This window comes from Microcoleus sp. FACHB-68 (assembly GCF_014695715.1).
Classification (GTDB): domain Bacteria; phylum Cyanobacteriota; class Cyanobacteriia; order Cyanobacteriales; family Oscillatoriaceae; genus FACHB-68.
On the sequence record NZ_JACJOT010000008.1, the window covers coordinates 530,965 to 548,586 of the forward strand.

Genomic DNA, 17,622 nt, shown 5'->3' on the forward strand with positions numbered 1-17,622 from the left:
GGAAAATTGATAGAGTTTTAACTGAGCAAAACTGCTGCCCGAATGCAAGGCTATGCAAAATGGCGGTCAGGCGATGCGAACGCAAAAAACAACCTCTATTTTAAAACTTCCTGTGTAGGCAGAATTAATCTTTTGGTAATGCCGAGGTTAACGATGTCCTGTAACAATATAAGCCACTCGCTGACCAATATTGGTCGCATGATCGGCCATGCGTTCCAAATGACGGATTACCAGCGTCAGCAATAGAATCGGTTCAACCACCCCTTTAATATCTCGCTGGTGGGCTAAAGTGTCATAAAGGTTTTCGTAGGCATCATCGACGGTAGAATCTTGCTCTTTTACCTGCCTTCCCGCCTCAGCATCTAAATCGGCTAAAGCTACCAAACTCATTGCCAGCATGGCTTGTGCGTGCTGGGACATTTCTGCCACTTGCGGCATACAAGGCTGGGTGGCATAGGGAAACAGTTTAATCGCGATTTCTGCTAAATCTTTTGCATAATCACCGATGCGTTCTAAATCTCGCACCAGCTGCATAAACGCCCCTAACAAGCGGGAATCCTGGGCTGCCGGTGCTTGAAGCGTCATCATCAGCACGCAATCTGATTCTATCTGCCGGTAAAATTGATCGATTTGCTTATCTAGTAAAGGAATTTCCTTCGCTGCACACAAATCTCGACTAAACAGAGCTTCATGACTCAGGCGAAATGTATTTTCTACCAAAGCACCCATCCGCAAAACATCCCGTTCTAAACGCTTAATCTGGCGCTCAAAATGGGTTCTCTCACAATTTTGATTAGAAGAAGCTGAATTCACGCCAGTTACTTTAAAAAACTATAAAAAGAACGACTATATGCAGCGTAACTCCACTCTTTTAGAGAGTGCATTTTCAAGTACAGCAAGCGCCTGCTCATGGGTCAAAGCCTGACCCGCTCAGTAGCTCAGCCGTAAGCAAAGGGAAATAACTTTCAGCAAATTTATAGCCTCAATGCGTTACAAACTACAATAATAACTGAAATTTACAAAGATAGAATTAATCTAAAGATAGAAAAAGCAATTAGACAAAGGAAGAACTTGGTTATGAAGGTTTTTCCTTAAAGGCATCCACAGTCAGAAATATCCTAATCTTCTGCTACCGGCCTGTGATAAATAGTAATTTACGCTACAAAAACTGCAAAGCAGTCTTAACTCCTTCTGGCAGTTACTTCTTCATAGGGTAAATGGATTTGTAGCCAAGCGCCTCTGGTTTCCGGATGGTTGTGGGCAGTAATGGAACCGCCGTGAGCGAGGACGATTTGCCGAACAATCGCTAAACCGAGTCCACTGCCGGCACTCACTGAGGTTGCCGCTGTTTGGGAATTGCTGGATGGCTGCTGCTGAGAGGTTCTATCTGTTGCTCTGCCGGCAGGATTTGCGGTGTCTTTCTGGTAGTCAGAAACGCTGCGTGAACGTGATGGCTCCCCGCGATACAATCGCTCAAAAACATGGGGTAAATCTGCTTCTGGGAAGCCTTGGCCTGAATCAAAGATATCGATTTGGACATGGGTGGGAGCGTTCTGAGAAGGCAGCAGGACAATCTTCGCTTGAATGGTACTTTGGGGCGGACTGTAACGAATACTGTTGTCGAATAAGTTGAGGAAGACTTGGGTCAGACGGGACTCGTCTGCTACGAGGGCCAGCCGGTCAGGGCCAGAATAGGCAAAATCCAGTTGTTTCTGTTTGGCAAGCGGCTCTAAAGTCAGCCATGCTGATTGAATTAAAACCGGCAGTTCTAAGGGTCTAGACGTGAGGTTTTTACTCGGATCTGCTTCAATCTGAATTAAATCTAGCCAGTCTTGTACCAGCTTAATCAGTCGGTTCGTTTCTAAAAGTAACCGCTCCGCCCAATTCCGCATCGGCGGTTCCAGACGTTCCTGTAAGGCTTCTGCAACTAAACGAATGGAGGTTAGGGGGGTTCTGAGTTCATGGGTTAAGTCTGTCACCCAGCGGTTGCGACTGTGGGCGAGTGTTACCAAGTCTTGCCGGTTTTCTAAGAACACTCCTACTTGGCCATCTGGCAGCGGCCAACTGTACCCGCGCAAAGTTGTGGATCGCTGCCGGCTCAGAGCTTCAGCATCGGAAATAGCAGGATGGAACACCCACTCACACTGACACTGCTGCTGCTGGTGGCGGGTTTGCTCGATGAGTTCGTCTAATTCAAAGGAACGCACGACTTTGAGGAGCAAACGCGACCGTTCAGGCTCCCAGTTTTGAATATTTAACAGCTGTCGCGCTTGCTCGTTACACCAGAGCAGTTGATTTTCTTCATCAACTTGCAAATAGCCCATCGGTGCGACTTGGAGAAGTTGCCGCCATAATTGCAGTTGCACTTCTAGCTGTTGCCGCTCGATGTTTGCTTGGACGATTGATCGCCGCAAGCGAACCAGGCTTGGCAAGGAATCTCCTACGTCATCAGCTGGCAAGATTGCAAGCAGTCGTTGAAGCTGCCGGTGAAGCCACAGCCGTTGAGACAGGCACACTCCAAGCCCTAGAGCTAAACCCAAGAAAAATGCGACTAGAGCCATTTTGGTGGTTAAGGGTGAGTGGTCAGCGGTTAGGTTAGTTTCCCCAAAAGGCAACTAACAACTAATAACTAACAACTAACCTAACCGATAGCCAAAGCCTCGGACTGTAATGACGTACTCTGGCTGGCTGGGATCTCGCTCGACTTTCTCGCGCAACCAGCGAATGTGAACATCTACGGTTTTGCTATCGCCAATAAAATCTTGCCCCCAAACTTGGTCGAGCAATTGATCGCGGGACCAAACCCGGCGGGGATAACTCATGAATAATTCCAGTAGCCGGTATTCTTTGGGCGAGAGGGTGAGTTCTTCGCCCCGCACGATGACGCGGCACTCTTGGGGATAAAGGGTGATGTCTCCAAATTGCAACACCGACGGCTGAGGTAAGTAGTTTAAGCGCTGCCGGCGCAACAACGCCCGACACCGGGCAATGAGTTCGCGCATACTAAAGGGTTTGGTTAGATAGTCATCCGCTCCCACTTCTAGCCCTAAAACGCGATCAGTTTCACTCCCCTTGGCGCTCAATATTAAAATCGGTACGGCATAACCTTGATGACGTAACAATCGGCACAGATCGAGTCCGTTGACCTGGGGCAACATTAAATCGAGAACAATCAAGTCAAAGGGTAATTCCCCCGCCCTTGGCTCAATCTCGTAGAGCAAAGACATGGCCGTTCGCCCATCTATCGCGCTGGTTACTGCGTAGCCTTCCCCTTCTAACGCTAAAACCAGCATATCGCGGATCAAGTCTTCATCTTCAACCACCAAAACTCGGCCTGTTTGCCCTATATCTGGCATCGATGGGCTTTTCATGGAGTCTATAGAGAACATAATTAGGGAGCGTTGTTTTTAGTTCCACCCCCATTCATACAATAAAATATTAACCCTGGCTGATCTAGGCAAGAAATTTTTTAAATGATCATGAACAGACTGTTCACAAATTCCTCAAGTCGGCTAATTCTGAAGCTAAGGCACATCTTATTCGCTATTTAATCCAAATTTAATCTCAGCGCTTCAAACTTGGTGTATTTTTATAACCCGCTCTCCCTCTCAGCACTCAGCACTTAGTTTCGGGTAACGGCTTATTGACCGGCTGCTAGCGCCGAACTCTTGCAGATAAATCCTTAAGTATTTTTCCCAGCGTTAATTTCAAGGGCACGATTGGCTACCACAAGCGTCTGCTGCGCTGCTTTCTCCTTACGTTCACTGTAGCGATCTGTTAGGTAATTAACTTGATCACGCAGGAGCATTGTAAATTTGTAAAGCTCCTCCATAACATCAATGAGACGATCTCGATAAGGTGAATCCTTCATCGTGCCATCTTCATTAAACTCTTGATAAGCTTTAGCAACAGAAGACTGATTAGGTATGGTGAACATCCGCATCCATCGCCCCAGAATTCGCAGCGTATTAACGGCATTAAAAGACTGAGAACCCCCACTTACTTGCATCACAGCCAAGGTTCTTCCTTGAGTGGGTCTCACTGCCCCAATACTTAAGGGAATCCAATCAATTTGGTTTTTCATAATGCCGCTAATATTGCCATGCAGCTCAGGACTCGACCACACCTGACCTTCAGACCACAAGCTCAATTCTCGTAACTCCTGCACCTTGGGATGTGTATCTTCTACACTGCCGTATATTGGTAATTCAAGAGGGTTGAAAAACCGGACTTCCGCACCAAATTCTTCGAGAATTCGAGCGGCTTCTTCTGCTAAGAGCCGGCTATAAGAACGCTCTCGTAAAGAGCCATACAAAAATAAAATTCTGGGCGGATGATCAAAAGTTGTCATAGAAATCAGCCTTCTTTAACTGAGAGTTTCAACGAGTTTTGCGACTCTTTCCTTAATTTCATCCCGCACTCGGTGAAATGTTTCCACCGGCTGTCCATCTGGATCGTCTAGTTGCCAATCTTCAAATACGTCTCGTAGCACCCAAGCTTCTGGTAAATTAACACCACAGCCGCATAGGGAAATCACCGCGTCATAGTTTTCTGCATTAAAATCACTTAACTGTTTGGAAGTTTGATCGGTTATATCAATACCGATTTCAGACATAACTTCCACAGCGGTGGGATGAACTCTGCTGCCTTCCAATCCGGAACTGGTGACAGAAATTTTGTCTTTTCCCAAGGTTCTGGCAAATCCCTCTGCCATCTGGGAACGGCAGGAATTTCTTTTGCAAACAAACATCACTCGTTTCATGGCTGTTTTTAAAGATTAGTTATTAGATAATAGGGGAGATAGCGGCGTAACTAATTGACAGAACTTTCTGGGTTTCATTTAATATCTTGAAATCCCTGAGAAAGCTGCCGATAGACCAGCACAGCAAGTTGCGCTCCTAAAATAGGTGCAACCCAATAAACCCAATGATGCTGCCAAATACCGGCAGCTAAGGCGGGGCCAAACGATCTGGCGGGATTCATGCTTGCTCCTGTAATAGGACCCATGAAAGTTGCTTCCATTCCAACTGTTAACCCAATCGCTAAGCCGGCAAAGCCAATATGAGCGCGGCGATCAAGGCCAGACCCTAAAATGACCAGCATCAAGATGAAGGTGAGAATAGTTTCGAGCACAAAAGATTGTGACCAGTTACCGTTGAGTGGCAAAGTCGCCCCCAGTTTGGCAACCGATCCCAACGCAATTAGCAGCACCGTTGAGCCGGCAAACGCACCGATGCACTGCGCCAAAATATAGGGCAGTATCTTGTGTTTGGGAAAATAACCGCTTATCCAAAAACCCAGAGTCACAGCAGGGTTGAAATGAGCGCCGCTGAGATGTCCCATTGTGTAAATTAAAGCGGCCACAACTGCCCCAAAGACGAAACTAACCCCAAGATGAGTAACAGCACCGCCGCTAAGTTGGTTTACCATGACTGCGCCGGTGCCGGCAAACACCAGAATGAACGTACCGATACCCTCTGCAAGCGCCTCTCGCCAGCAGTAAAAAATCGATTTCTGTAAAGCCATGTTAAAGTCTGACTTTTTGCCCATCTGATGTATCCGCAGCTTTTATGATTAGACTTTTTCTTGTTTGCGTAAGAACTCGCCTAGCGTCAAGTTAAGCTGAGCCTTGCCTTCAAATACTGTCCCGGCCCCAATATCCTTTCTAAGGCGCACAAAGTTATCATATCAATAAAAATTGATTTATGAAAATATTTAAATAAAAATTGATAAATATAGATAATCCTTGCTAAAACGTAGCTTTGGGGCTTTTCATAAAACTAATTTTTTTGCTATGCGCCCTCTATCAATTAGCTATTTCAAAATAAATTGATATAACGTGATAGCGTTTTTGTATAAAATTTTTAAATAAATGACGGTATGTTATATAAAATTACATAACTTATGTATAAAGCGAGAATAATCAAAACTACTAAATCAGTTCCGATGAAATTCAATATTTAAGCACTAAGTATCGAATGATCACTTTGGCTTTTTGAATAGGGTTTATAGCAGTTACCACAAACCCTGAACAATGAACCCTTAACAGATTGATAGGAGTTAATAGACTTTACGAGCCGTAGCGAAACGGGAAATAATGCTGGTGAGCAAGACAAGCAGCACGAGGATGAGCGCTGCTGCCCAAGCAAGCTCTTTCTGGTTTTCGTAGGGACGAGTGGCGAAGTTATAGACTAAAACGGCGAGAGAAGCTGCCGGCTGATTCAACGCTTCTACTCCATTCTGCGTAATTGGCAAGTAATACTGGCTGAAAAGCGCGGTAAACAGAAGGGGTGCGGTTTCTCCAGCCGCACGAGCAACTGCTAGGGTGGTGCCGGTGACAATGGCGGGTAAGGCTGCCGGTAAAACAACCCGCGCCACCGTTTGAAAGTTAGTGGCTCCCAAACCCAGTGCGCCTTGTCTGGTTTCCTGGGGCACGAGCTTGAGTGATTCTTCTGTGGCTCGGACAATGATGGGCAACATCAGCACGGATAAGGCAAAGCCGCCGGCGAAAGCTGAGTAATTTTTTGTCGTGAGTACGAAGACGCCGTAAGCAAATACGCCCACAATGATCGAAGGGACGCCACTAAGAACGTTGGTGAAAAAGCGAATCCAGCTCGCAAACTGAGTGCCGGCAGCAAATTCAGATACATAGACTGCTGCCAAGACGCCAACGGGAATGCTGATCAGCGCTCCAAACGCCACCATAATCAGTGTTCCTTGGATGGCATTGCCAAAGCCTCCACCCGCCTGTAATGCCACCGGCGGCAGTTCAGTGAAGACGCCCAGGTTGATTCGGCTGGCTCCTTTGATAATGACGTAGGAAAGGACTGCAACGAGCGGCAGCAGGGCGATGGCAGCCGCAGAGAATGTCAAGCCGGTCATGAGCGTCCCAAACAGCGTCCGGGGAGAATTAGGTGAGCGCGTTAGGGTATTGCTAGGGTAGCCAGAAGCGGTGCGATTTGGGTTGGCAGGCATGATAGTTAAGAATGAAAAATGAAGAAGGAAGAAAGCAGAATGAGAAATTAATTCTGCTTTCTGCATTTTTAGATTCGCTGAACCCGCCGCACTAGAATTTCAGCCAGGATATTGACTAATAGCGTCAGCGCAAACAGCATTAAGGATGCATACATCAGTGCAGAGACTTGCAAACCACTCGCCTCTGCGAATTGATTCGCCAGCAGCGAGGCAACGGTATTCGCCGGCTTTAAAATCGAAACATTGATATTGTTGGCATTTCCGATGAGCATCGTTACCGCCATTGTCTCGCCCAAAGCGCGGCCTAATGCCAGCATGACTGCCCCTACAATTCCAGAAAAGGCTGCCGGGACGAGGATTTTAATAATCGTTTCCCAACGAGTTGCGCCCAAACCCATTGACGCTTGTCGCAGATCCGGTGGCAGGGAAATTAACGAATCGCGGGAGATGACAGCAATTGTCGGTAAAACCATAATTGCCAAAACCACCCCTGCCGGCAGCATTCCTAAACCTGTAGCGCTCGGAGGCTCATTAAAAATCGGTATCCAGGGAAAAGCTTCGTAGAGCCAACGACCGACCTCTTTAAAAATAGGAACGATCACAAACAGCCCCCAAAGCCCATACACAACGCTGGGAATGGCTGCTAAGAGTTCTACCAAGAAAGCTAAGGCTACTTGAACCTTGGGCGGCAAGAAGTCCTCGCTCAGAAATAGCGCGACTCCCAATCCTACGGGGATCGCAAAAAATAGGGCGATGACTGCACTGATGAGAGTGCCGTAGAGCTGAGGCAGTGCCCCAAACTGATCACGCACAGGGTCCCAGCTTGTAGAAAAAAGAAACCCCAAGCCAAACTTTTCAATTGCCGGCAGCGCTTGCATCCCTACTAAGAAGGTGATCCACAGCAAAATTCCCACAATGGAGAGGGCGCAAAATAGGGTGAGCGGGACAAAGATTTTATTCATCCACAGCTCAAGGGTTTCTCCAAAATTGAGCGAACGATTTTTCCCGCTGCTTTGCGAATGACTGCTCATAATTAACCTTTTTACAGAAAAAGCTGAAAATGGCCGTTCAGCTAAAAAACAAAATTGTTTAGGTATTTACAGCTTGCTCAGCAATCATCAATTATTTGTATTAACCCAATGACTGATGATAAAAAACTGAAATATTTATTGATGCAGTTAAATGCTTAGCCGCTTATATATTTTACTGGTAAGCAGCCAAAAACAAAAAGTCAAAAGGTAAAAGACCCTGAGCTTTTACCTTTGGCTTTTTGACACTTAGCCTGGACTACAGGCAGGAAATTGTCTTAGCCGGCACAAACCTAGGAAGGGCTAATGGCCTCAACTGCCGGTTGAACTTTGTCAACAACTTCTTTTGGCAGGGGGATATAGCCGAGGTCTGAGCTGAACTTCTGTCCGTCAGTCAGCCCCCATTTAATCACATCCTCCATTGCTTTGGCTTTGGCTGGATCGCTGAACTCCTTGGGCACCAACAACCAAGTATAGGTGACGATGGGATAGGATTCATTTCCTTCCGGGTCAGCAATGAACGCGCGGAAATTTTCGGGAAGTTGAACCGCAGCAAGGGTTTTGGAGGATGCTTCGGGAGTCGGTTCAACGAACTGACCGGCTTTGTTTTCCAACGATGCCATACTCAAGCCGTTGTTTTTGGCGTAGCCGTATTCAACATAACCGATGGCACCTTCAGTCTGCTTCAGCAGTTCTGTGACGCCTTCGTTACCCTTTGCACCGCTGCCAACCGGCCACTGCACGGTTTTCCCTTCACCTGGGCCGGCCTTCCAATCGGCGCTAATCGCACTCAGGTGTTTGGTGAACACGCCGGTGGTGCCGCTACCGTCTGAACGGTAAATCACGCTGATCGCTTTGTCTGGCAGTTTTGCATCCGGATTGGCTGCCGCGATCGCAGGGTCGTTCCAATTCGTGATTTTGCCGAGGAGAATATCGCTATAAACTTGGCGCGGGAGTTTGAGATTCTCAACGCCCGGAACATTGTAAGCGAGCACGATACTGCCGGCTGTCATCGGCACCATGAGAACGCCTTTTTGGGCTTTCGTGATTTCATCGTCCTTCATGGCGGTGTCGCTGGCCCCAAAGTCTACCGTTCCTTCGGTAAACTGGTTCACCCCAGCTCCACTACCAACAGATTGGTAGCTAACTTGGACGTTGGGATTTGCTTTGTTGTACTCATTAAACCAAACTTCATACAACGGTGCTGGAAACGAAGCACCCGCTCCATTAAGTCTGACATTCTCACCCCCAGCTGCCGTTGTTGCGGCTGGAGATGCGTTCGATCCAGATGTTGTGCTGCCGGTGTTACCCGCGTTATTAGAATTTGTGCCGCTACAAGCAGCTAAGCTAAATGAAAGTGCGATCGCCGAGGCGACAAACGCACTGCGAGTTGAGCGAAGTTGAGACAACATATTATTCCCTGAACACACTTACAGGTGAATTCTCCCAAGCGTACGGGTTAACTGTAAACATCAAAGTCAATAATTGAGTTAAAATTCTATTAACTTCCGGTTAAATCCAAGTAAACTGCTAAGCCGTCTTGCCTTCCCTAAAAGGCTTTCCAGACTCCCTTGAGATTATTTACCGGCGGGGATTGACATTTGCAACTGATTAAGTATCGCTTCTGCAATGATCCCTAGCGTGCTAAAATTCCTAACCTTGATATTAACGCACTCTCTCAATGTCCGATGTGCCGGTTAGAGAACTAAAACTTTTCCTGTTTGCGTAATAACTCGCCCAGTGTCAAGTTGAACTGAGCTTTTCCATCAAAAGTCAGGGCATCAAATGCAATGGGTAATTCTATATAAGGTACACCAGCGTTTCTGCAAGCTTCCATCTCTTTGGGTTGGATGGGGCGAGAGGCGTTGCTGATATCGGTTTCACCGGCACAAAATTTTCTCAACCCACCGCCGGTGCCGGTGAAGTCCACGTTGATCGCAACGTCCTCTGTTTGCCTTTGTTGAAACTCTTTTGCTACCGCCTGCGTAATCGGAAACACGGTGCTAGATCCATCAATTAAAATTGATAATGGCTGCGACCTAGCACGACTACAGGCGTTGAGCGTCACACCGGCACCGCTCGTTAGCACGAAAAGACACAGCCCAAAAGCAACCTGTTTCGTTGTTGTTTTCATTGGCTTAATCCGAATGACAAGACTGAGGGAACTCCTCTATCATTTCAAATAAATTTGATTTAACAAGCCAAAGTTAGCTGGGATGAGGCAGGAAGAATATTAAGAAAGTTAATGAATTAAGAGGCGTCCTGGCATCGGCGCACCGGCAGAATTGCACTAAAGCGCCGGTATTCGGCCAAATATTGCTCAAGCACTACAAATTGAGGCAAATTAAGACTGTAGTAAATCCAGCGTCCTTCCTGACGGGCGCGAACCAGCGCCGCTTCTTTGAGCGTTTTCAGGTGAAAAGACAGCTTAGACTGACTCACTTCCAACTGTTCGCAGAGATCGCACACGCATAACTCGCGATCGCGCAGCAGATCCAAAACTTGCAGCCGGATCGGGTCAGATAGGGCGTGAAAACCGGCAATCATTTCAGCCGATGTTGTGGTCGAAGGTTGTCCCATCAATTTTTTTGAACTTTAACTTCATTCTAAACGTCCCTAGCAGGGGTACCGTTAACCTCGCTAGGATCAAACCTGTACGCTTACTCTAAATCCCAATGCTGCTGCACTTAAGTACCTGGCCAGAAGTTGAGGCTTACCTCGAAACATCCACCGGCATCATCCTTCCCATCGGTTCGACGGAACAACATGGCCCAACCGGCTTGATCGGCACCGATGCCATTTGTGCCGAAGCGATTTCACGGGGGGTTGGAGAAGCCTGCAATGCCCTAGTTGGCCCAACAATTAATGTCGGCATGGCACTACACCACACCGGCTTTCCTGGCACGATTAGCCTGCGTCCTAGCACGATGATTTTGTTGGTTCGTGATTATGTTGCCGGCTTAGCCAAAGCCGGATTTACCAAGTTTTTCTTTATTAATGGCCACGGTGGCAACATCGCTACGCTCAAGGCCGGTTTCTCCGAAACTTATGCAATCTTGGCAGAGTTAAATATTACTAATGCAGATCGGGTGCGGTGTCAAGTTGGCAACTGGTTCATGTGCGGATCAGTTTATAAACTTGCCAAGGAGTTATATGGCGACCAAGAAGGTTCCCATGCGACACCCAGCGAGGTCGCGCTGACTCAGTATGTCTATCCAGAGGCGATTAAACAAGCACCGCTTTCAGCAGAGGTAGCCGGTGGTCATGCAATTTATGGGGCTGCTGACTTTCGCCGGCGCTACCCTGACGGTCGAATGGGTTCAAATCCTGCTTTGGCAACGCCTGAACATGGCAAGCAATTTTATGAGCTGGCGGTCAAAGAATTGAGTAATTCCTATTTGGAGTTTCTTACAGCAGAATAAGAAATTCAACCTGCCAAATTGCCAACTTTAAAAAATTACCAAGCCTGATAGCGGCATCAATTTGAGAGACTTTATAGCGTGATGTCAAAATTCTAGAAAACTGGAAAACCCTATAATTCCTGTGTGTGTTGTTACCCTTGTTCTCTGTCATCGTTGATTAACCGCACGCTGAAATAACCAGCAGAGCTAGGTTGATAGAGTTGCACCCCAGAGCTGACTAAGGTGCTAATGGTTGCGCTCGCTTGCTTTTTTGCCAAGCGAGCATTAGATAAATATATCTAGAGATAGATACGGATATCAAGACTATAATGATTAATAGAATTGTAAGTAATAATTCACTCATTTTCTACACCACCAACTCAAGAAGAAAACGCCTCTATATGTTTTGTTACCAATGATACAACCTGAATTTTGATTGCTTGATATTGGCCGGCACTAAGCAGACTCAAATTCATTGTAAAAGTTCCAGAGGCAGGTGTTTGGATACTTTTTCAGAGAAGCTTAGGTTATAGAGCAAGGTTGCAATAAGCAAGCAATAAAATTAATAAATTCAGGTAGAATAGTGAAAACGATCGCTTAGAATCGGCTAGGTGCCGATGCAGTCAGCTGTGTAATTTATCACAGCATCATGTTAAGCACGTTTTTTTTGCCCAAAATTGAGTGATTGAGGACTTAGTCAAATAGAAAGAGGTGAGATCAAACCTAAAAAACGAATCATTCAAGCGATTGTTAGCAATAAAGAAAGAAACGAATAGTTTTAGACAAAAGTCATTGTGCGGTTAAAAGTTTAAGCTGAGGATAGACGGTGAATTACAACTCAACAGCTACAATAGAACGTTTAAAAGTTACGGGAGTGGCTCAAATCTTTGAGGTTCAGGCCGAACTTACTCCCGATGCGATCGCGGTGAGGTGTGAAGAGCGGCAGCTAACTTACCGAGAACTCAATGCAAAAGCGAACCAGCTTGCAAATTATCTCAAAACCTGCGGCATTGAACCAGAAGTGCGAGTCGGAATTTGCGCGGAACGTTCACTGGAAATGGTGATTGGAATTTTGGGCATTCTTAAGGCCGGTGGCGCTTATGTTCCCCTAGATCCCGCCTATCCACAAGAACGCCTAAGTTTTATTCTGCAAGAAACTCAACTGCCCCTACTGCTGACTCAGAGCCATCTGGTGAAAGCAATCCCGCAGCAAGCAACACAGCTGCTCTGCTTAGACACAGACTGGGAAACTATTGCCCTACATAGCGATCAGCAGCCAGCCATAGAGGTAAAACCGGAAAACCTCGCCTATGTCATGTATACGTCTGGCTCCACCGGCAAGCCAAAAGGCGTGCAAATTACCCACGCAAATGTCTGGTACTATATTCAGGCGATTGCCAAAGTCTTAGAAGTCAACGCACAAGATGTCTATCTCCACACGGCATCTTTCTCCTTTTCCTCATCCGTTCGGCAGTTAATGCTGCCCCTGTCGCAAGGCGCGACCAGTATCATCGCCACCCGCGAACAAATAAAAAATCCCCTCAGCCTTTTCGAGCTGATCCAGAAACAAGGTGTCACCGTCTCAGACACAGTCCCTTCAGTTTGGCGTTATGGACTACAAGCAGTCGAAGGGCTAGATCCAGTCCGCGCCGAGGCACTGATGTCATCTAAATTACGGATGATTCTGCTTTCTGGGGAAATAACGCCGTGTCAACTGTTGCAAAAAATACGTGGCAAATTAAAAAATCAGCCCCGCATTTTCAACATTTACGGTCAAACAGAAACCATTGGCACCTGCGCTTATCCCATCCCAGAACACTTTGACCGGGAACAAGGATATGTACCTGTAGGCTATCCTTACCCTCATAACCAAGCTTACATACTCAATGCCAAGGGGCAGGGCGTCGCAGTTGGGGAGATCGGTGAGCTGCATATAGCCGGTGCTTGCCTGACTCGCGGCTATCTCAACCGGCCCGAACTCAATGCTGAAAAGTTTATCTCAAATACCTTTGCCGGCAGACCCTCAAGCCCATCACAGTCCTCGTCCAAACTCTTCAAAACCGGCGATCTGGCTCGTTGGTTGCCGGATGGGGCCATAGAACTTGTTGGGCGGACTGACTTTCAGGTAAAAATCCGGGGGATGCGCGTTGAGATCGGGGAAATCGAATCATTACTCGAACAGCACCCCGCGATTAAAGAAACTGCGGTGACAGCGAGAGAGGATGTACCCGGTGATAAGCGTCTAGTCGCTTATATCGTTGCCCACTCACCCTCAAATCACAGCGACGAAAGCGAGTTTAGCGCTGAACTCCGCAGATTTTTAACTGACAAGTTACCAGACTTCATGGTGCCTTCTAGCTTCGTGGTGCTCAAGGCACTACCACTGACGCCCAACGGCAAACTAGATCGCCGCGCATTGCCGGCTCTCTATTCTTCCCGCGCCGGCAGCGAAAGAAACGTCGTGTTTCCTCGCAACGGCTTAGAACGCCTGCTCAAAGAAGTTTGGGAAAGAGTGTTAGAAGTCAAGCCGATCAGCGTTAAAGACAACTTCTTCGATTTGGGGGGGCACTCCTTAGTCGCCGTACGCTTGCTCTCAGAAATCGAGAATATCTGCGGCAAAAGTCTTCCCTTGGCGACGCTGCTGCAAGCCCCGACGATTGAAAAGCTGGCTAGAATTATCGAATCAGAAGGTGGGGCGATGCCGGCACAATCCTTGGTGCCGCTGAATCGCGCGACTGGCAAGCCGCCTTTATTCTGTATTTACGGAATGTTACTTTACCGCGATTTGGCTCGCCATTTCGATGCCGACTGGCCGGTTTACGGGGTCTATCTAGACGCTGAAATTGAGCTGCTCAAAGCCGGCAAACTGGACGCGCAAACGTCTTCTTTAACCAGTGTCGAGGACGTAGCTAGCCACTACCTCAAAGAAATCCGAACCCTTCAGCCGACGGGTCCCTATTATCTAGCCGGTGAATCCTTTGGCGGCTTAGTTGCCTTCGAGATGGGGCAGCAGCTACGCGCAGCCGGTGAGCGAGTGGAACTTGTGGCCTTGTTTGATACCCGATTTCCAGGCGAGACGCCGGAAATGACCTTCCAAAAGCGGCTTTCTCTTCATGTAGAGAAGCTTGGCCAAGAGGGATTTTCCTACGTTTTAGAAAAAGTTGGCCGCAAGCTCAAGTCCAGTAAGGGTAAGCTTGTTCGCATTGGCGGCAAACTTTCTGGCAAGTCAAACAAGGGCAACGCTCAGCCAGAATTAAGCCAACCCGAAGAATCAATTGCCCCTGATGTGCGTATTGCCGTTCGAGAACGGGCGATTGAAAAATACTCCCCCGAACCCTATGCCGGCAAGCTGGTTTTATTCCGGGCGATGGATCGCACGGCATTTGAGAAATATTACACTGACCCTCAATTGTGGGGTTCCCTGGCTGCTGATGGGCTAGAAGTGCACGAAATTGGAGGCGATCACCTTGGCATACTTAAAGAGCCTCACGTAAAAGTTTTGGCTGACAAATTGAAGGAGTCTTTAAAGAGCACACAGCCAACAGAAGTTGCACAGCCGGTTGAGATCATCAGGTCTTAAATTCCAGAATAGAATGCAGCCGGTGTCATTTCGATGCCGGCAATGTCGGGTGCATGACTCATGCACCCGATTTTGCTATCTAGAACACCGGCTCGTCATCCTCTTCTCCAAATACATCATCCTCCTCGTCTTCCTCATCCGCATAGGAATCTGCCGGCATAGAAGACTGAGAAGGTTGACCGGGAATTGCCTCCAAAATCGCATCGAGTACCTTAGCAACCGGCACAATATCTAATCCCAAATCAGGCGTCATTTGTCCCTTCGGAACAATCGCCCGTTTGAAACCAAGTTTTGCCGCCTCCCGCAGCCGCAATTCCAACTGAGAAACCGGGCGAACTTGGCCCCCTAAGCCGACTTCCCCAATGATCACGGTGTGCGGATCAACGACGCGATCCCGGAAAGATGCAACCACTGCGATGGCAACGCCTAAGTCAGCAGCCGGCTCATGTACACCGATCCCGCCGACTGTGGCGACATAGGTATCTAACTTAGATAAGGGAACCCCTACCCGTTTTTCCAGCACAGCCAGAATTTGCACCAGCCGGTTGCTATCAACGCCGGTAGTGGATCGGCGCGGCGAACCAAAGCTGGCAGGACTAACCAAAGCTTGCACTTCCACCACAATCGGTCGCGTTCCCTCACACGCCACGACGGTAGAACTACCGGAGATCAAGTCATCCCGGCTGCCTAAGAATAGCTCTGATGGGTTCTCGATTTCCCGCAACCCGTTGGCAACCATTTCAAAGACGCCGATTTCGTGGGTCGCGCCAAAGCGGTTTTTCATTGAGCGTAAGAGCCGGTGAGAGGCAAAGCGATCGCCTTCAAAGAAAAGCACGGTATCGACAAGGTGTTCTAAAACTCTGGGACCGGCAATTCCGCCTTCTTTGGTTACGTGTCCAACAATAAACAAGGTGATATTCTCCCGCTTCGCCACCTGCATCAGCGCGTTTGTGCATTCACGCACCTGCGCCACTGATCCCGGCGCTGAAGTGAGTGAGGGAAAGTAAATCGTTTGGATACTATCAATCACTGCCAAATTGGGTTTGAGCGATTCGAGTTCCCTGAGGATTTCTTCCAAATTGGTTTCTGGCAGCAGGTAGAAACTTGGATCAAAATGGGAATGAGGGACGAGTTTACCGGCATCATTTTCGTTTCCCCTCTCGTCGGCTTCGGGAGCAACATCGGGATCATCATCTGCCGGCGCGTAAGCCTGCAGGCGTTGCGCTCGCAATTTCACCTGCTGTCCCGACTCTTCCCCAGAAATATAGAGGACGCGAGAATTGTAGGACAGTTGATTGGCCACTTGCAGCAACAGGGTTGATTTCCCAATTCCTGGTTCTCCGCCGATCAGTACCAGAGAACCAGGGACGATGCCACCTCCCAACACCCGATCTAATTCCCCAAAGCCAGAGGGAGAGCGAGTTAGGCTAGTGTCGGCAATTTGAGAGAGCTTGAAGGAGGATCTGGGTTGACCGGCTTGTTTATCTGGCGCTTGCCCGTTTTCCTTCATCCAGGTACTGCCGTTTAAGCTGGGGCGATAAGGATTAGCCGGCACCGAGGTTGTTACCTGCTCAACCAAAGCGTTCCAGCTCTCGCAGGCTGGACATTTACCAAAGTATTGCGGGAACTCTGCACCGCATTCGTTACAAATGTACTGGGTTCGAGGCTTCGGCATTCCTTTAGTTGTTAAAAACCCTGAATATTGATATAAATCTTAAAAAAGCCTGAAATCTAAGATAGACAAGAATTCCAGCCCTCTTAAGACTACGGAATGTGAGACAATTCTAATGATAGAGTAGTAAAAATTAATCCTTAGAAATCACACTTAAGGAGCGTTGGGTAGCTTGGAAAACCATAAGGAAAAGATACTGGTAGTTGATGACGAAGCCAGTATCCGTCGGATTTTGGAAACGCGCCTTTCCATGATTGGCTATGACGTGGTAACAGCGGCTGACGGAGAAGAAGCCCTGGAGACTTTTCGCAGCGCGATTCCCGATCTGGTCGTTCTGGATGTGATGATGCCGAAGCTCGATGGCTACGGTGTCTGTCAAGAGTTGCGAAAAGAATCAGATGTGCCCATCATCATGCTAACAGCCTTGGGAGATGTGGCGGATCGGATCACCGGCCTGGAGTTGGGGGCTGATGATTATGTAGTCAAGCCGTTCTCTCCAAAAGAACTAGAAGCTCGTATTCGCTCAGTGTTGCGTCGCGTAGACAAAACCGGCGCATCAGGGATTCCCAGTTCTGGAGTCATTCATGTCAGCAGCTTGCGAATTGACACGAACAAGCGGCAAGTCTACAAGGGAGATGAGCGCATTCGTCTCACCGGCATGGAGTTCAGTTTACTGGAACTGTTGGTCAGCCGGTCGGGTGAGCCGTTCTCTCGCTCGGAGATTTTGCAGGAAGTGTGGGGCTACACCCCAGAGCGTCATGTGGATACGCGGGTGGTGGATGTTCACATCTCGCGTCTGAGAGCAAAGTTAGAAGATGACCCCAGTAATCCAGAGCTGATTCTCACAGCACGCGGCACCGGCTATTTATTCCAAAGGATCGTTGAACCTGGGGAAGAGTGATTTCACACTCCGTTGTCAGTTGTCAGGGCTGAAACAATACCACAAAATCAAAATTTTGTCAAGCT

Annotated in this window: 16 protein-coding genes; 4 read left to right on the forward strand and 12 right to left on the reverse strand. The window is 47.9% G+C overall.

Going from position 1 to position 17,622, the window contains the following annotated elements:
• Positions 1 to 147: 147 nt before the first annotated feature.
• Complete coding sequence (phoU, locus tag H6F73_RS11170; RefSeq protein ID WP_190758832.1) at positions 148 to 813, reverse strand: phosphate signaling complex protein PhoU; 666 nt, start codon at positions 811 to 813, stop codon at positions 148 to 150.
• Positions 814 to 1,181: 368 nt separating this feature from the next.
• Positions 1,182 to 2,432: an ATP-binding protein gene (locus H6F73_RS11175; RefSeq protein WP_242072417.1), complete on the reverse strand. Its 1,251-nt coding sequence runs from the start codon at positions 2,430 to 2,432 to the stop codon at positions 1,182 to 1,184.
• On the opposite strand from H6F73_RS11175, the gene H6F73_RS26540 reads away from it, so the two are divergent.
• A complete protein-coding gene (locus H6F73_RS26540) occupies positions 2,426 to 2,599 on the forward strand; it encodes a hypothetical protein (RefSeq protein ID WP_242072418.1) in 174 nt (57 codons plus the stop codon). The genes H6F73_RS11175 and H6F73_RS26540 overlap by 7 nt on opposite strands.
• A 37-nt stretch (positions 2,600 to 2,636) precedes the next feature.
• Here the strand turns inward: H6F73_RS26540 and H6F73_RS11180 are convergent, their stop codons facing one another.
• From H6F73_RS11180 to H6F73_RS11220, 9 genes are all read right to left on the reverse strand, one after another.
• A complete protein-coding gene (locus tag H6F73_RS11180; protein ID WP_190758834.1) occupies positions 2,637 to 3,389 on the reverse strand; it encodes a response regulator transcription factor in 753 nt (250 codons plus the stop codon).
• Positions 3,390 to 3,682: 293 nt separating this feature from the next.
• The gene (gene arsH / locus H6F73_RS11185) at positions 3,683 to 4,351 is read right to left on the reverse strand and encodes an arsenical resistance protein ArsH (protein WP_190758835.1); all 669 of its coding nucleotides are present in this window, start codon (positions 4,349 to 4,351) and stop codon (positions 3,683 to 3,685) included.
• Between the two features lie 15 nt (positions 4,352 to 4,366).
• Positions 4,367 to 4,762 (reverse strand): arsenate reductase, glutathione/glutaredoxin type, encoded by a 396-nt coding sequence (gene arsC / locus H6F73_RS11190; RefSeq protein WP_190758836.1) that lies wholly within the window; start codon positions 4,760 to 4,762, stop codon positions 4,367 to 4,369.
• A 74-nt stretch (positions 4,763 to 4,836) separates the two neighbouring features.
• Complete coding sequence (locus tag H6F73_RS11195; RefSeq protein WP_242072419.1) at positions 4,837 to 5,550, reverse strand: MIP/aquaporin family protein; 714 nt, start codon at positions 5,548 to 5,550, stop codon at positions 4,837 to 4,839.
• 510 nt (positions 5,551 to 6,060) lie between these two features.
• Complete coding sequence (gene pstA / locus H6F73_RS11200) at positions 6,061 to 7,041, reverse strand: phosphate ABC transporter permease PstA (RefSeq protein ID WP_347239518.1); 981 nt, start codon at positions 7,039 to 7,041, stop codon at positions 6,061 to 6,063.
• Positions 7,042 to 7,043: 2 nt separating this feature from the next.
• A complete protein-coding gene (gene pstC, locus H6F73_RS11205) occupies positions 7,044 to 8,006 on the reverse strand; it encodes a phosphate ABC transporter permease subunit PstC (RefSeq protein WP_190758837.1) in 963 nt (320 codons plus the stop codon).
• A gap of 290 nt (positions 8,007 to 8,296) precedes the next feature.
• The gene (gene pstS / locus H6F73_RS11210) at positions 8,297 to 9,415 is read right to left on the reverse strand and encodes a phosphate ABC transporter substrate-binding protein PstS (RefSeq protein WP_190758838.1); all 1,119 of its coding nucleotides are present in this window, start codon (positions 9,413 to 9,415) and stop codon (positions 8,297 to 8,299) included.
• Positions 9,416 to 9,708: 293 nt separating this feature from the next.
• The gene (locus H6F73_RS11215; RefSeq protein ID WP_190758839.1) at positions 9,709 to 10,137 is read right to left on the reverse strand and encodes a substrate-binding domain-containing protein; all 429 of its coding nucleotides are present in this window, start codon (positions 10,135 to 10,137) and stop codon (positions 9,709 to 9,711) included.
• A gap of 116 nt (positions 10,138 to 10,253) precedes the next feature.
• A complete protein-coding gene (locus H6F73_RS11220) occupies positions 10,254 to 10,583 on the reverse strand; it encodes a metalloregulator ArsR/SmtB family transcription factor (RefSeq protein WP_190758840.1) in 330 nt (109 codons plus the stop codon).
• Positions 10,584 to 10,678: 95 nt separating this feature from the next.
• Here H6F73_RS11220 and H6F73_RS11225 point away from each other — a divergent pair, with 95 nt between their 5' ends.
• Positions 10,679 to 11,425 carry a creatininase family protein gene (locus tag H6F73_RS11225; RefSeq protein ID WP_190758841.1) on the forward strand — a complete coding sequence of 249 codons (747 nt, stop codon included), beginning with the start codon at positions 10,679 to 10,681 and terminating at the stop codon, positions 11,423 to 11,425.
• A gap of 805 nt (positions 11,426 to 12,230) precedes the next feature.
• The gene (locus tag H6F73_RS27265) at positions 12,231 to 14,984 is read left to right on the forward strand and encodes an amino acid adenylation domain-containing protein (protein WP_190758842.1); all 2,754 of its coding nucleotides are present in this window, start codon (positions 12,231 to 12,233) and stop codon (positions 14,982 to 14,984) included.
• A 79-nt stretch (positions 14,985 to 15,063) separates the two neighbouring features.
• Here the strand turns inward: H6F73_RS27265 and radA are convergent, their stop codons facing one another.
• Positions 15,064 to 16,659, reverse strand: coding sequence for a DNA repair protein RadA (gene radA / locus H6F73_RS11235; protein ID WP_190758843.1), 1,596 nt, complete (start codon positions 16,657 to 16,659; stop codon positions 15,064 to 15,066).
• Positions 16,660 to 16,828: 169 nt separating this feature from the next.
• Between radA and rpaB the strand changes: the two genes are divergently transcribed.
• Positions 16,829 to 17,557 carry a response regulator transcription factor RpaB gene (rpaB, locus tag H6F73_RS11240; RefSeq protein WP_190667770.1) on the forward strand — a complete coding sequence of 243 codons (729 nt, stop codon included), beginning with the start codon at positions 16,829 to 16,831 and terminating at the stop codon, positions 17,555 to 17,557.
• Positions 17,558 to 17,622 lie beyond the last annotated feature (65 nt).

What these genes read in the sequence shown, in the direction of transcription:
- H6F73_RS11180 (WP_190758834.1), bottom strand. Translation starts at nt 3,389, where the DNA reads ATGTTCTCTATAGACTCCATGAAAAGCCCATCGATGCCAGATATAGGG.
- arsH (WP_190758835.1), bottom strand. Translation starts at nt 4,351, where the DNA reads ATGACAACTTTTGATCATCCGCCCAGAATTTTATTTTTGTATGGCTCT.
- arsC (WP_190758836.1), bottom strand. Translation starts at nt 4,762, where the DNA reads ATGAAACGAGTGATGTTTGTTTGCAAAAGAAATTCCTGCCGTTCCCAG.
- H6F73_RS11195 (WP_242072419.1), bottom strand. Translation starts at nt 5,550, where the DNA reads ATGGGCAAAAAGTCAGACTTTAACATGGCTTTACAGAAATCGATTTTT.
- pstA (WP_347239518.1), bottom strand. Translation starts at nt 7,041, where the DNA reads ATGCAGAAAGCAGAATTAATTTCTCATTCTGCTTTCTTCCTTCTTCAT.
- pstC (WP_190758837.1), bottom strand. Translation starts at nt 8,006, where the DNA reads ATGAGCAGTCATTCGCAAAGCAGCGGGAAAAATCGTTCGCTCAATTTT.
- pstS (WP_190758838.1), bottom strand. Translation starts at nt 9,415, where the DNA reads ATGTTGTCTCAACTTCGCTCAACTCGCAGTGCGTTTGTCGCCTCGGCG.
- H6F73_RS11215 (WP_190758839.1), bottom strand. Translation starts at nt 10,137, where the DNA reads ATGAAAACAACAACGAAACAGGTTGCTTTTGGGCTGTGTCTTTTCGTG.
- H6F73_RS11220 (WP_190758840.1), bottom strand. Translation starts at nt 10,583, where the DNA reads ATGGGACAACCTTCGACCACAACATCGGCTGAAATGATTGCCGGTTTT.
- H6F73_RS11225 (WP_190758841.1), top strand. Translation starts at nt 10,679, where the DNA reads ATGCTGCTGCACTTAAGTACCTGGCCAGAAGTTGAGGCTTACCTCGAA.
- radA (WP_190758843.1), bottom strand. Translation starts at nt 16,659, where the DNA reads ATGCCGAAGCCTCGAACCCAGTACATTTGTAACGAATGCGGTGCAGAG.